Source organism: Rathayibacter sp. VKM Ac-2760 (assembly GCF_009834185.1).
GTDB lineage: Bacteria > Actinomycetota > Actinomycetes > Actinomycetales > Microbacteriaceae > Rathayibacter.
On sequence record NZ_CP047173.1, the window covers coordinates 1,848,635 to 1,862,592 of the forward strand.

Genomic DNA, 13,958 nt, shown 5'->3' on the forward strand with positions numbered 1-13,958 from the left:
GCCTTCGTGGTCAGGACGCCGCGAGCGACTCCTTGGCGGCGGTGATGGCCGCCTCGGTGGTGATCCCGAACTCGCGGAACAGGGTCTTGTAGTCGGCGGAGGCGCCGAAGTGCTCGATGGAGACCGAGCGGCCGGCGTCGCCGACGTACTTCTGCCAGCCGAGGCTGAGGCCGGCCTCGATCGAGACGCGCGCCTTCACGGAGGTCGGCAGCACCTTCTCGCGGTACTCGGCGTCCTGCTCCTCGAACCACTCGAGCGACGGAGCCGAGACGACGCGGGCGTTGACGCCCTCGCCCTTGAGCAGCTCGCGCGCCTCGACGGCGATCTGCACCTCGGAGCCCGTGGCGATGAGGATCACGTCGGGGGTGCCGTTCGGCGCCTCGGCGAGGATGTACGCACCGCGGGCGACGTTCGACGCGTGGGCGAAGGTCTCGCCGGTGGCGTCGCCCTCTCCGCGCTCGAAGACGGGGATGTTCTGGCGGGTCAGCGCGAGGCCGGCGGGGCCCTCGCGACGCTCCAGGATCGTCTTCCAGGCGTAGGCGACCTCGTTCGCGTCGCCGGGGCGGACGATGTCCAGTCCCGGGATCGCGCGGAGGGCCGCCAGCTGCTCGACCGGCTGGTGCGTCGGGCCGTCCTCGCCGAGCGCCACGGAGTCGTGGGTCCAGACGTAGATGGCCGGCGCCTTCATGAGCGCGGCGAGACGGACCGCCGGGCGCATGTAGTCGGAGAAGATCAGGAAGGTGCCGCCGAAGGGGCGGGTGTTGCCGTGCAGGACGATGCCGTTGAGGATCGCGCCCATGGCGTGCTCGCGGATGCCGAAGTGCAGCACGCGGCCGCCCTTCTTGCCGGTCCACTCGTGGGTCGAGAACTCGGTCGGCACGAAGGAGCCGGCCCCCTCGATGGTCGTGTTGTTCGACTCGGCGAGGTCGGCCGAGCCGCCCCAGAGCTCGGGCACGACGCCGGCGAGGGCGTTGATGACCTTGCCGGACGCGGCGCGGGTCGAGACCTCCTTGCCGGGCTCGAAGACCGGGAGGGCCTCCTGGACGCCCTCGGGGAGCTCGCCGCTCAGGACGCGGTCGAGCAGGACCTTCTTCTCGGGGTTCGCGGTCGCCCACGCCTCGAGGGTCTCGTTCCACTCGGCGTGCTGCGCCTGGCCGCGCTCGACGGCCTTGCGGGTGTGCTCGAGGACCTCGTCGGCGACGTCGAAGGTCTTCTCGGGGTCGAAGCCGAGCACCTCTTTGAGGCCGCGGAGCTCGTCGGCGCCGAGGGCGGAGCCGTGGATCTTGCCGGTGTTCTGCTTCTTCGGCGAGGGCCAGCCGATGATCGTGCGCAGGATGATGAGCGACGGCTTGTCGGTCTCGCCCTTGGCGGCCTCGATCGCGGCGTGCAGCTCGGCGACGTCCTCGTGGTACTCGCCGGTCTTCTTCCAGTCGACGACCTGGACCTGCCAGTCGTAGGCCTCGTAGCGGGCCTTGACGTCCTCGGTGAAGGCGATGTTGGTGTCGTCCTCGATCGAGATCTGGTTGGAGTCGTAGATGACGACCAGATTGCCGAGCTGCTGGTGGCCGGCGAGCGAGGAGGCCTCGCTGGTGACGCCCTCCTGCAGGTCGCCGTCGCCGGCGATGACGTAGACGAAGTGGTCGAACGGCGAGGTGCCGGCGGCGGCCTCGGGGTCGAACAGGTCGCGCTCGAAGCGGGCGGCGTACGCGAAGCCGACGGCCGAGGCGAGGCCCTGGCCGAGCGGGCCGGTGGTGATCTCGACGCCGTCGGTGTGGCCGTACTCCGGGTGGCCGGGGGTCTTCGAGCCCCAGGTGCGCAGCGCCTTGAGGTCGTCGAGCTCGAGGCCGTAGCCGCCCAGGTAGAACTGGACGTACTGCGTCAGCGAGGAGTGGCCGACCGACAGGATGAAGCGGTCGCGGCCGATCCAGGTGGCGTCGGACGGATCGCGGCGCATGACCTTCTGGAACAGGAGGTACGCGGCGGGCGCGAGGCTCATGGCGGTTCCGGGGTGGCCGTTGCCGACCTTCTCGACCGCGTCCGCGGCGAGAACCCTCGCCGTGTCGACTGCCTTCTCGTCAATGGAATCCCATTGCAGTTCTGACACTAGGTACTGACCCTTCTCGAGACGTGGGGCAGACGGGGACCGTCCGCCCTCTCGCATGGTGGAGCGCGCATGACGACTTCGACACGATGCTTCCGGCTTGCCCCGTTCGGCCTCGCGCGACTGATCAGTCGGGCGGAACTCGGGTGCGGGCCGGGCGCTCTGGCGAGCAGTTCCGAGTATACGGAGGGGGGTGCACCCGGGGCCGGGGCTTGTCACGTCGCATATGTCGGCTCCCGATTGGACAAGCGTGCACTCCGGGCTCGCCCCCACCTGGCGCGCATTACACTCGTTCGGGATCATCGATCGTTAGAGGAGCAATGGACGTAGTCGCAGAGACCACCGCGATCGAGCGGGGAGGGCCCGTCCGGTCGCCCCTGTCGCGCAAGGTGAGGGCGTACGTCGCGCTGACGAAGCCGCGGGTGATCGAGCTGCTGCTCGTGGTCACCGCGCCCACGATGATCCTGGCGCAGGGCGGGATCCCGAATCTGCTGCTGGTCCTCAACGTCCTGATCGGCGGGGCGCTCAGCGCGGGGTCGGCCGGCGCGTTCAACTGCTACATCGACCGCGACATCGACCGCGTGATGAAGCGGACGCGGAACCGCCCGCTCGTCACCGGCGAGGTGTCCGACCGAGAGGCGCTCGTCTTCGCGACCACGATCGGCGTGCTCTCGATCGTCTGGCTCGGCCTCACCGCCAACTGGCTCGCGGCCTCGCTGTCCCTCGCGGCGATCCTCATCTACGTGCTCTTCTACACGCTGTTCCTCAAGCGCCGCACGCCGCAGAACATCGTCTGGGGCGGCATCGCCGGCTGCATGCCGGTGCTCATCGGCTGGGCCGCGGTGACGAACTCGCTCGACTGGGCGCCGATCATCCTGTTCTCGGTGATCTTCCTCTGGACGCCGCCGCACTACTGGCCGCTCTCGATGAAGTACCGCGAGGACTACCGCGCCGCCGGCGTGCCGATGCTCGCGGTGGTCCGCGGGCGCACCATCGTCGGTCTCCAGGTGATCCTCTACGCGTGGGCCACCGTCGCCTGCTCTCTGCTGCTCATCCCCGTTGCGGGCATGGGCGTGGTCTACACGGTCGTGGCGCTGGCGAGCGGCGTCTGGTTCATCTCCGAGACGCACCGGCTCTACAGCCTCGCGATCCGGCACGAGCACGTCTCGCCGATGCGCGTCTTCCACGGCTCGATCGGCTACCTCACGCTGCTCTTCCTCGCCGTCGGCATCGACCCGCTGCTGCCGTTCTGATGGTGACGCCGTTCTCGTTCCTCGCCGAGCGGGTCGTCCTGAGTCCTCGCGCCCTGCGCTGGGGGACGACGGCCGCGCTCATCGCGAGCATCCTGATCATCTTCTTCGGCGGCGTCGTGCGGCTGACCGGCTCGGGCCTCGGCTGCCCGACCTGGCCCGCCTGCGACGCGGGCTCGCTCACGTCGACCCCCGAGCTCGGGATCCACGGGTTCATCGAGTTCACCAACCGCGCGTTCACGGGGGTCCTGATCGTCGCGGTCGGCTGGGCGATCACCGCCGCGCGGCTGCAGAAGCCGCGCGACCGCACGATGACCCGGCTCGCCTGGTCGCAGTTCTGGCTCGTCGTCGCCAACGCCCTGGCCGGCGGTGCGACCGTGCACTCGGGGCTGAACCCGTACATCGTCGCCGGGCACTTCATGCTGGCGATCGCCCTGCTCACCACCACGGCCCTGACCTGGCATCGCGCGCACCGCTCGCAGTCGACGGCCTTCGAGCCGGATGCGCTCACCCGCGGGGTGAGCATCGCGCTCGTGGCGGTCACCCTCCTCGTGATCGCGGTGGGCACCCTCGTCACCGGCACGGGGCCGCACGCCGGCGACTCGGCCGAAGTCCCGCGGATGCGGTTCCACTGGGAGAGCGTCACGATCGTGCACGGCGTGCTCGGCACGGCGACGCTCGTGGTCGGGATCGCGCTGCTCGTGCTGCTCTCCCGCTCGCCCGGCTCGGGCCTGGCCCGCCGCCGGGTGCTGGCCTTCCTCGTCGTCGTGGGCCTGCAGGCGCTCGTCGGCGTCGCGCAGTCGCTCCTCGCACTGCCCGAGGCGATCGTCGCCGTGCACCTGATCGGCTCGGCCTTCGTCTGGGTCGGCGCCCTGCGGGTGCTGCTCGACGTCAATCCGCGGCTCTTCACGGTCCGCGCTCAGCGCCGGCGCCTGACCGAGGAGCCGGCCCCCGAGCTCCGGGCCTCCGCCCTCTGAGCCGGATCCCTCTGAGCCGGAGCCGGACCGCTCGACGGACGGCGGCGCCGGACCACCCGGTCACCGGGCCGATGCAGATGCCGGCGCAGGCGCAGGAGCGCCCCCGGCAGGCGCCGCAGCGGCAGCGCCGCGGCGAGGGGCTCGGCCAGCACCGAGAACCCGGCGGCCTCGGGCCGGGGGAGTCCGGCGCGCGCGAGCGCGAGGAGGAGGCGGGCGAGGGGAGGAGTCCTGTCGTCGTTCGTCATGCGGACACTCCAGCACGGACCACCGACACTCGTATGACCATGCGCGTCTGACGGCATCGGATCCGCTGCCCGGGCGACACCCAGGTGCAGAGGTTCCACTGGGAGCACGGCTTCCGTAGGATGAGTAGTTGGTTCAGGTTCGGCGCGTGCGCCGTTCGCCCGAGACGGCGAGACCCGGACCGACGGCCCGATGGAGCGCCACCGCAAGCCTCAGGACTTCCCGGGACGCACCGCTCCGCTCCGCCCATCGACTCGATGACGCGATCGGCCCGGATGTGCTCCCCGGATCCCCCTCGGGGAATGACTCCGGAACCCGACCGGTTACCAGTGGGTAGGAAACGAGGTACTTATGTCAGACATCCTGATCGACCGCCCCGAGCTCGCGAGCCTGGGCGTCTACGAGTTCGGCTGGTCCGACTCGGACTCCGCCGGCGCCTCCGCGCGCCGCGGCATCTCGCCCGAGGTCGTCTCCGACATCTCCGCGCTCAAGAACGAGCCGGCCTGGATGCGCGAGCGGCGCATGAAGGCGCTGGCCCTGTTCGAGCGCAAGCCGATGCCCACCTGGGGCGCCGACCTGTCGGACATCGACTTCGACAACATCAAGTACTTCGTCCGCTCCACCGAGAAGCAGGCGCAGACCTGGGAGGACCTCCCGGACGACATCAAGAACACCTACGAGAAGCTCGGCATCCCCGAGGCGGAGCGCCAGCGTCTCGTCGGCGGCGTGGCCGCGCAGTACGAGTCCGAGGTCGTCTACCACCAGATCCGCGAGGACCTGGAGGAGCAGGGCGTCATCTTCATGGACACGGACACCGCGCTCCGCGAGCACCCCGAGATCTTCCAGGAGTACTTCGGCACCGTCATCCCCGCCGGCGACAACAAGTTCGCCGCGCTGAACACGGCGGTCTGGTCCGGCGGCTCGTTCGTCTACGTCCCCAAGGGCGTCAAGGTCGACATCCCGCTGCAGGCCTACTTCCGCATCAACACGGAGAACATGGGCCAGTTCGAGCGGACGCTGATCATCGCGGACGAGGGCAGCTACGTCCACTACATCGAGGGCTGCACGGCGCCGATCTACAAGTCGGACTCGCTGCACTCGGCGGTCGTCGAGATCATCGTCAAGAAGAACGCCCGCGTGCGCTACACGACGATCCAGAACTGGTCGAACAACGTCTACAACCTCGTCACCAAGCGCGCCATCGCGCACGAGGGCGCGACGATGGAGTGGATCGACGGCAACATCGGCTCCAAGGTCACGATGAAGTACCCGTCGATCTTCCTGGTCGGCGAGCACGCCAAGGGCGAGACCCTCTCCGTCGCGTTCGCGGGCCCCGGTCAGCACCAGGACGCCGGCGCGAAGATGGTCCACATGGCGCCGTACACGCAGTCGTCGATCGTCTCCAAGTCGATCGCCCGCGGCGGCGGGCGGGCCGGCTACCGCGGCGAGGTCCGGGTGGACGCGAACGCGCACCACTCCGCGAACACGGTGCGCTGCGACGCGCTCCTGGTCGACACGATCTCGCGCTCGGACACCTACCCGGCGATCGACATCCGGGTGGACGACGTCCAGCTCGGCCACGAGGCCACGGTCTCCAAGGTCAGCGAGGAGCAGCTGTTCTACCTGATGTCGCGCGGCATGCCCGAGGACGAGGCCATGGCCATGATCGTCCGCGGCTTCATCGAGCCGATCGCACGGGAGCTGCCCATGGAATACGCCCTCGAGCTCAACAAGCTCATCGAGATGGGGATGGAGGGCAGCGTCGGCTGACGCCCGCCCCACTCTTCCCGAGGCCGCCCGCGACGGGCGGCCAGCACTCTTCGAAAGGAACCACCGCCTGATGACGGTCCCCACGAGCGCACCGACGTCCCCTGCGATCGACGGCTCGGACGCCGCCGCTCGCCTGGGCATCGCCGCGCACTCCGACGGGGCGTTCACGCCCGTGCAGACCCGCTCCGAGCGCTTCGCGTCCACCGACGTCGACGCGTTCGAGACGGTCACGGGGCGCGAGATCGCCTGGAAGCTCACCCCGGTCGCCCGTCTCGGCGACCTCATCGACGGACCCCTCGACGGCTCGCCGACTCCGCTGGAGTCGGCGGCCGTCGAGGGCGTCGAGATCTCGTGGGTCGGCCGCGACGACGAGCGGATCGGCACGGCCGGCCTCCCCGAGGACCGCGCCGCCGCGAACGCCTGGTCGCAGTTCGAGCAGGCCCTGGCCGTCCGGGTGACCGGCGAGGACGAGAAGGTCGCCACGCTCGTGCGCACCGGCCTCGGCTCCGCGCCCCGCGCCGCGCACACGATCATCGAGGCGGCGCCCTACGCGCGCGGCGTCGTCGTGCTGCAGAACGAGGGAGAGGCGACGCTCGCGGAGAACGTCGAGATCCTCGTCGGCGAGGGCGCTCAGCTCACGATCGTCACGCTGCAGGAGTGGGCGGACGACGCCCGCCACCTGGCGAACCACTTCGTCCGCGTCGGCCGCGACGCGAAGGTCAAGCACATCGTCGTCACGCTCGGCGGCTCGATCGTGCGGGTGAACCCCTCGGCGCACCTCGTCGAGCGCGGCGCCGACGGCGAGCTGCTCGGCCTCTACTTCGCCGACGGCGGTCAGCACCTCGAGCAGCAGGTCTACGTCGACCACGTCGCCCCCGACACCCGCAGCCGCGTCACCTACAAAGGCGCGCTGCAGGGCCAGGGCGCGCGGACGGTCTGGATCGGCGACGTGCTGATCCGCCAGACGGCCTCCGGCACGGACAGCTACGAGCAGAACCGCAACCTCGTCCTCTCGGACGGCACGCGGGCGGACTCGATCCCGAACCTCGAGATCGAGACCGGCGACATCGCCGGAGCGGGCCACGCCTCGGCGACCGGCCGCTTCGACGACGAGCAGCTCTTCTATCTGCAGTCGCGCGGCATCCGCGAGGACGAGGCGCGACGCCTGGTCGTCCGCGGCTTCCTCAGCGAGATCGTGCAGCAGATCGGCGTCACCGAGCTCGAGGACCGTCTCCAGCTCGCGATCGAGGCCGAGCTGGCCGGCAGCGCCGGGCAGACCGGCTCGCACGGCTCGGAGGTGTCCGCGTGAGCGACGCCGCACGGATCTGCGCCGCCGACGAGCTGATCCCCAACCAGGCCGTCCGCTACGTCGTCGACGGCATCGCCATCGCGATCGTGCAGGACACCGCCGGCGAGATCCACGCCATCGGCGACACCTGCACGCACGGCGAGGTCTCGCTCGCCGAGGGCTTCGTCGAGGACGACACCCTCGAGTGCTGGGCCCACGGCTCGGCGTTCTCGCTGCGCACCGGCGCCCCCCTCAACCTGCCGGCCTTCGAGCCGGTCCCCGTCTTCGTCGTCGAGGTCATCGACGGCGACGTCTACATCGACCCGACCGTCACGAAGGAAGTCTGAATGTCCGTTCTCCAGATCAGCGATCTCCACGTCAGTGTCGAGACCGAGCAGGGGACCAAGCAGATCCTCCGCGGTGTCGACCTCACGATCAACCAGGGTGAGATCCACGCCGTGATGGGCCCCAACGGCTCCGGCAAGTCCACCCTCGCCTACACGATCGCGGGGCACCCGAAGTATCACGTCGACGGCGGCTCGATCACCCTCGACGGCGTCGAGGTCCTCGACATGACGGTCGACGAGCGTGCTCGCGCCGGCCTCTTCCTCGCGATGCAGTACCCGGTCGAGATCCCCGGCGTGACCAACACCAACTTCCTCCGCACGGCGAAGACCGCGATCGCGGGCGAGGCGCCGGCGATCCGCACCTGGACCAAGGACGTCAAGAAGGCGATGGCCGACCTGCGGATGGACCCGTCCTTCGCGGCGCGCAACGTCAACGAGGGCTTCTCGGGCGGCGAGAAGAAGCGCAACGAGATCCTCCAGCTCGAGCTGCTCGCCCCGCAGTTCGCCGTCCTCGACGAGACCGACTCCGGCCTCGACGTCGACGCGCTCAAGATCGTCTCCGAGGGCGTCAACCGCGCCCACCAGTCGACCGGTCTCGGCGTCCTGCTGATCACGCACTACACGCGGATCCTGCGTTACATCCAGCCGGACTTCGTGCACGTCTTCGTCGCCGGCCGCATCGCCGAGCAGGGTGGCAAGGAGCTCGCCACCCGACTCGAGGACGAGGGCTACGACCGTTTCCTCGCCCCGGCGACGGCCTGATCATGGCGGTCACCACGCTCGACCCGAAGCTCTTCGACCAGGTCGAGGAGGCGCTCAAGGACGTCATGGACCCCGAGCTCGGCGTCAATGTCGTCGACCTCGGCCTCATCTACGACCTGGGCTGGGACGACGAGAACGACGCCCTGGTCATCCACATGACGCTGACGTCGGCGGGCTGCCCGCTGACCGACGTGCTCGAGGAGCAGACCGCGGAGTCGCTCGACGGCGTCGTGGAGGCGTTCCGGATCAACTGGGTCTGGATGCCGCCGTGGGGTCCGGACCGGATCACCGAGGACGGTCGCGACATGATGCGCGCGCTCGGCTTCTCGATCTAGCGGCTCGCACCGCAGTACGCACGAGAAAGGGCCCGGAGGATCATCCTCCGGGCCCTTCGTCGTGCGTGCGGGGCGGGTCAGCCCTTGCGGCGGCCGAGCAGCGCCCAGGTGGTGGGCAGCAGCGCGGCGGCGAGAAGGATCTTGAGGGTGTCGCCCACCAGGAACGGCACGAGGCCGGCGGTGAGGACGGAACCGAGGTCGGCCGGGTAGCCCATCGAGCCGAGCGCGGTGGCGAGCCAGGGGAGGCCGACCAGGTAGATCGTGGCGGTGCCGGCGAGGAAGGTCACGACGGTGCCGACGACGCGGCGGTCCCACTGGCGCTGGGCGAGCCAGCCGGTGACGATCGAGGCGAGTACGAAGCCGACGATGTAGCCGCCGGTCGGGCCGGCGAGGACCGCCCAGCCGCTCGAGCCCTCGGTGAAGATCGGAGCGCCGAGGGCGCCGACGAGCGCGTAGACGCCCATCGAGAGCGCACCGCGCAGGGCGCCGAGGGTGGTGCCGACGAGGAGGACCGCGAAGGTCTGGCCCGTGATCGGGACCGGCCACATCGGGATGTACAGCTGCGCCATGCCGGCGGTGAAGGCCGCGGCGGCGAGGACGAGCACGACGTCCGTGACGAGCGAGCGGGTGAGCAGCCGGTCCGCCAGGACCGGTCGCGACGGGGCGAGAGAGTAGCTGGACATGTCTGTTCTCCAAAGACCGTGTCGCCCGAGAGCGAGGAGCGAGCGCGTCCGCGGTGAGCGGACGTGGATCCGCCCCGCGGCTCAGGAAATATACTAGGGGGCTGCCGCTCCGCGGCCTCTTGCCCCACACCTCCCGAACCGAACGCCATTCCTTGGCGGGAACGGACAGCACAGTGCTCAGCGTGCACGACCTCGAACTCCGAGTCGGCGCCCGACTCCTGATGGAGAACGTGTCCTTCAGAGTCGGCGACGGCGACAAGGTCGGCCTCGTCGGCCGCAACGGCGCGGGGAAGACGACGCTGACGAAGGTGCTCGCCGGCGACCTGATCGCCGCGAAGGGCTCCGTCGACCGCGGTGGCGAGATCGGCTACCTCCCGCAGGACCCGCGCTCCGGCGACCCGGAGGAGCTGGCCCGCACCCGCATCCTCGACGCCCGCGGTCTCGGCCAGCTGGTGCTGGGCATGCAGGAGGCCACGGTCGCGATGTCGAGCAGCGACACGGCGGTGAGCGAGGCCGGGATGAAGAAGTACGGCAATCTGACCGACCGCTTCCTCTCGCTCGGCGGTTACGCTGCCGAGGCCGAGGCCGCCTCGATCGCGAGCAACCTCAACCTGCCGGACCGGATCCTCGACCAGCCGCTGAAGACGCTCTCGGGTGGTCAGCGCCGCCGCATCGAGCTCGCGCGCATCCTGTTCTCCGACGCGCAGACCCTCATCCTCGACGAGCCGACCAACCACCTCGACGCCGACTCGGTCGTCTGGCTCCGTGAGTTCCTGAAGAACTACCGCGGCGGCTTCATCGTGATCAGCCACGACATCGAGCTGGTCGGCGAGACCGTCAACCGCGTCTTCTACCTCGACGCCAACCGCCAGGTCATCGACGTCTACAACATGAACTGGAAGAACTACCTCCGCCAGCGCGCGGCCGACGAGGAGCGCCGCAAGAAGGAGCGCGTCAACGTCGAGAAGAAGGCGGGGGCGCTGCAGCTGCAGGCCGCGCGCTTCGGCGCGAAGGCGTCCAAGGCCGCGGCCGCGCACCAGATGGTCGCCCGCGCCGAGCGGATGCTCAGCGGCCTCGAGGAGGTGCGCGCCGTGGACCGCGTCGCGAAGCTCCGCTTCCCGACCCCGTCCGCCTGCGGGCGCACGCCGCTGCAGGCGCAGAACCTCTCGAAGAGCTACGGCTCGCTCGAGATCTTCACCTCCGTCGATCTCGCGATCGACCGCGGCTCGAAGGTCGTCATCCTCGGGCTGAACGGCGCCGGCAAGACGACGCTGCTGCGCATCCTCGGCGGCGTCGACGCTCCGGACACCGGAGTGATCGAGGCCGGTCACGGTCTGCGCATCGGCTACTACGCCCAGGAGCACGAGACGATCGACGTCAAGCGCTCGGTGCTGGAGAACATGGTCTCCTCGAGCCCGAACCTCACCGAGACCGAGGCCCGCCGCGTGCTCGGCTCGTTCCTCTTCACCGGTGACGACTCGCACAAGCCGGCCGGCGTGCTCTCCGGCGGCGAGAAGACCCGCCTCGCCCTGGCGATGATCGTCGTCTCGGGCGCGAACGTGCTGCTGCTCGACGAGCCCACCAACAACCTCGACCCGGCCAGCCGCGAGGAGATCCTCGACGCGCTCGCGCACTACGAGGGCGCGGTCGTCCTGGTGAGCCACGACGAGGGCGCCGTCGAGGCGCTGAACCCCGAGCGCGTGCTGATCATGCCCGAGGGCACCGAGGACCACTGGACCGCGGACTACCTCGACCTGATCATGCTGGCCTGACCCGCGGGAGTCGGGGTCTCGAATCCCCTTGTGCGGACGACGGCGGGTCTCGATACGCCGCGTGCCGCGGCTACTCGACCAGCATGGAGGGCCGCCGGCGCCCTCCTACGAAGGGATCCCGCTCCGTCAGCGGGCGTCGAGCAGCTCGTCCTCGATCTCGGCGTCGCTGCGACCGCGCCGGAGCCGGCGCTGCTCGCGGCGCTCCTCGGCGGCGATGACCTCGGGGTCGTCCGCATTGCGGATCCGGTACTCGTGCCGGATCGCCCAGCCGAGGCCGCCGAACCCCATGATCGCGAACAGCACCCACTGGATCGCGTAGCTGATGTGCAGGCCCTCGTCGGCGACCGGCTTGATCGCGGCGAGCGGACGGGCGTCGATCGGCGCGGGGGACTCCTCGACGAGCAGTCCGTAGCCGGCGGTGCGCACGGGCTCGGCGAGCTGGGCGGCGAGGTCGTCGAGCTGGATGGTCGCGATCTGGCCGGCGGGGGCGCCGCGGCCGTCGATCCGGCCCTCGCTCGGCTTCAGCCGCGCGGTCACCGTGACCTGGCCCGCAGGCGGGGCCGGCACGACGTCGGGGGAGTCCTGCTCCGAGCCGACCGGGACCCAGCCGCGGTCGACGACGAAGAAGGTGCCGTCCGCGAGCCGCAGCGGGGTGAGGATCTCGAAGCCGGGGTTGCCGTTGTAGGGGCGGTTGCGCACGAGCGTCTGGCCGTCCGTCTCGTAGACCCCGGTCACCTCGACCGGCCGGTACTCGAGGGAGTCGTCCCAGGGCGACCCGGCGTCGAGCAGGCCGTCGAGCGCGACGGGGTCGGCGGTCCAGTTGGCCGTGACCAGCCGGTTCGTGCTCGCCGCCTCGTCGAGGCGGGCGACCTGCCAGCGCGAGAGGAGCACGCAGGCGATCGCGAAGACGATCGTCAGGGCGAGGTAGCCGAACCAGCGGCGGGAGAAGGCGAAGCGCCAGGACGGACGACCCGCGCTCGTGCTCACAGCGCGGCTCCGCGGTCCATCGTCAGGAGCGGCTTCACGTCGAGAGGGAACTCCCGAGCGGCGAGGAACTCGCGCAGGTAGTCGAGGTGCTCGCCGCACGCCAGCCAGGTCTTCCGCCGGTCCTCCGCGTGGATCCGCGGATTCCGCCACTCGATGGCCCAGGTCGCCGTGAGCGAGCAGCCGGCGCGCGAGCAGGCGTGCTGGTCCGGCACGCCGCCGAGCGGGATCACCGCCGGTCCTCGGTCGGTTCGCCGCCCTCGGGCGCCTCGGCGGAGGGGGCGGACTCGTCGTCCGCCGGCGGGACGTACGGGGGCACCGGTCGCGACAGCACGATCGCGCCGGGCCGCTCGACGGTCCCGCTCTCGCCGGCGCTGCCGACGTTCGCGAGCACCACGGCGAAGTAGGGGAGCACGATGGCGCCGATCGCGAAGAAGAGGAGCCACCAGCCCTGGGCGAAGATCAGGCAGATCACGCAGACCATTCTGATGCCCATGGCGATCGAGTACTTGATCGCGCGGGAGCGACGCGCGGCACTGGGCGACGGCGGGAGGGAGGTGAGCGATTCGCGTGATTTCACAGCCCCACAAGACTACGTCGTGGCCGCCGGGGTGGCGCCGGACGTTCCCCCACAGCGGATGTGTTGCGCATCGCGCCTCTAGGATGTAGGGGTTGTCCGGCGCGGCTCGCGCGCCGGCAGAGAGGGACACCATGACCACGCCGCGCACCGTCCTCGTCACCGGGGGCAACCGGGGGATCGGCTACGCGATCGCCGAGGAGTTCGTGGCCGCGGGACATCGGGTGGCTGTCACGGCCCGGTCCGGGTCCGGTCCCGAGGGGTCCTTCACCGTCGTCGCCGACGTCACCGACTCCGCCTCCGTCGATGCGGCCTTCACGCTGATCGAGGCCGAGCTCGGCCCGGTCGAGGTCCTCGTCGCGAACGCGGGAATCACGCGCGACATGCTGCTGCTGCGCATGTCAGAGGAGGACTTCACCTCCGTGATCGACACGAACCTCAACGGCACGTTCCGCGTGGTCAAGCGCGCGTCGAAGGGGATGCTCAAGCAGAAGTTCGGCCGCATCGTCCTCATCTCGAGCGTCCTCGGCCTCTACGGGTCGCCCGGCCAGATCAACTACACCTCGTCGAAGTCCGCGCTCGTCGGCTTCGCCCGGTCGGTGACGCGCGAGCTCGGCGCCCGCAACATCACGGCGAACGTGGTCGCGCCCGGATTCATCGAGACCGACATGACGGCCCAGCTCCCGGCGGACCAGCAGACGGAGTACCGCAAGGGCATCCCGCTCGGCCGGTTCGGCACCACGGCCGAGATCGCGAAGGTCACTCGCTGGCTCGCGAGCGACGAGGCGGACTACATCTCCGGCGCCGTCATCCCCGTCGACGGCGGACTCGGGATGGGTCACTGACGACATCAGCTGAGAGCTTATATC

Annotated in this window: 14 protein-coding genes; 9 read left to right on the plus strand and 5 right to left on the minus strand. The window is 70.1% G+C overall.

Annotation, left to right across the window (positions count from 1 at the left end; genetic code table 11):
• Positions 1-10: 10 nt before the first annotated feature.
• A complete protein-coding gene (tkt, locus tag GSU72_RS08335) occupies positions 11-2,104 on the minus strand; it encodes a transketolase (protein ID WP_159984593.1) in 2,094 nt (697 codons plus the stop codon).
• 317 nt (positions 2,105-2,421) lie between these two features.
• Here tkt and GSU72_RS08340 point away from each other — a divergent pair, with 317 nt between their 5' ends.
• From GSU72_RS08340 to GSU72_RS08370, 7 genes are all read left to right on the plus strand, one after another.
• A complete protein-coding gene (locus tag GSU72_RS08340) occupies positions 2,422-3,354 on the plus strand; it encodes a heme o synthase (protein ID WP_159984594.1) in 933 nt (310 codons plus the stop codon).
• Complete coding sequence (locus GSU72_RS08345; RefSeq protein ID WP_159984595.1) at positions 3,354-4,328, plus strand: COX15/CtaA family protein; 975 nt, start codon at positions 3,354-3,356, stop codon at positions 4,326-4,328. The genes GSU72_RS08340 and GSU72_RS08345 overlap by 1 nt, the downstream gene beginning before the upstream one ends.
• A 594-nt stretch (positions 4,329-4,922) precedes the next feature.
• Positions 4,923-6,341 (plus strand): Fe-S cluster assembly protein SufB, encoded by a 1,419-nt coding sequence (gene sufB / locus GSU72_RS08350; protein ID WP_159984596.1) that lies wholly within the window; start codon positions 4,923-4,925, stop codon positions 6,339-6,341.
• 70 nt (positions 6,342-6,411) lie between these two features.
• Positions 6,412-7,650, plus strand: a complete 1,239-nt coding sequence (gene sufD, locus GSU72_RS08355; protein WP_159984597.1) for a Fe-S cluster assembly protein SufD — start codon at positions 6,412-6,414, stop codon at positions 7,648-7,650.
• The gene (locus tag GSU72_RS08360; RefSeq protein ID WP_159984598.1) at positions 7,647-7,976 is read left to right on the plus strand and encodes a non-heme iron oxygenase ferredoxin subunit; all 330 of its coding nucleotides are present in this window, start codon (positions 7,647-7,649) and stop codon (positions 7,974-7,976) included. The genes sufD and GSU72_RS08360 overlap by 4 nt, the downstream gene beginning before the upstream one ends.
• Positions 7,977-8,738, plus strand: coding sequence for a Fe-S cluster assembly ATPase SufC (gene sufC / locus GSU72_RS08365; protein ID WP_159984599.1), 762 nt, complete (start codon positions 7,977-7,979; stop codon positions 8,736-8,738).
• Between the two features lie 2 nt (positions 8,739-8,740).
• Complete coding sequence (locus GSU72_RS08370; protein WP_123446284.1) at positions 8,741-9,073, plus strand: metal-sulfur cluster assembly factor; 333 nt, start codon at positions 8,741-8,743, stop codon at positions 9,071-9,073.
• Positions 9,074-9,150: 77 nt separating this feature from the next.
• On the opposite strand, the gene GSU72_RS08375 is transcribed toward GSU72_RS08370, so the two are convergent.
• Positions 9,151-9,756 (minus strand): biotin transporter BioY, encoded by a 606-nt coding sequence (locus tag GSU72_RS08375; RefSeq protein WP_159984600.1) that lies wholly within the window; start codon positions 9,754-9,756, stop codon positions 9,151-9,153.
• A gap of 173 nt (positions 9,757-9,929) precedes the next feature.
• Between GSU72_RS08375 and GSU72_RS08380 the strand changes: the two genes are divergently transcribed.
• On the plus strand, positions 9,930-11,528 hold the full coding sequence (locus GSU72_RS08380; RefSeq protein WP_123733093.1) for an ABC-F family ATP-binding cassette domain-containing protein: 1,599 nt from the start codon (positions 9,930-9,932) through the stop codon (positions 11,526-11,528).
• Between the two features lie 126 nt (positions 11,529-11,654).
• Here GSU72_RS08380 and GSU72_RS08385 read toward each other — a convergent pair whose 3' ends face one another.
• The 3 genes from GSU72_RS08385 to GSU72_RS08395 are packed head-to-tail and all read right to left on the minus strand — an operon-like array spanning position 11,655 to position 13,092.
• Positions 11,655-12,515 carry an SURF1 family protein gene (locus tag GSU72_RS08385; RefSeq protein WP_159984601.1) on the minus strand — a complete coding sequence of 287 codons (861 nt, stop codon included), beginning with the start codon at positions 12,513-12,515 and terminating at the stop codon, positions 11,655-11,657.
• Positions 12,512-12,745 carry a hypothetical protein gene (locus GSU72_RS08390; protein WP_244256047.1) on the minus strand — a complete coding sequence of 78 codons (234 nt, stop codon included), beginning with the start codon at positions 12,743-12,745 and terminating at the stop codon, positions 12,512-12,514. Before GSU72_RS08390 ends, GSU72_RS08385 begins: the two co-directional genes overlap by 4 nt.
• Positions 12,742-13,092, minus strand: coding sequence for a DUF3099 domain-containing protein (locus GSU72_RS08395; RefSeq protein ID WP_159984602.1), 351 nt, complete (start codon positions 13,090-13,092; stop codon positions 12,742-12,744). The genes GSU72_RS08390 and GSU72_RS08395 overlap by 4 nt, the downstream gene beginning before the upstream one ends.
• 131 nt (positions 13,093-13,223) lie before the next feature.
• On the opposite strand from GSU72_RS08395, the gene fabG reads away from it, so the two are divergent.
• Positions 13,224-13,934 carry a 3-oxoacyl-ACP reductase FabG gene (gene fabG / locus GSU72_RS08400; RefSeq protein ID WP_159984603.1) on the plus strand — a complete coding sequence of 237 codons (711 nt, stop codon included), beginning with the start codon at positions 13,224-13,226 and terminating at the stop codon, positions 13,932-13,934.
• Positions 13,935-13,958 lie beyond the last annotated feature (24 nt).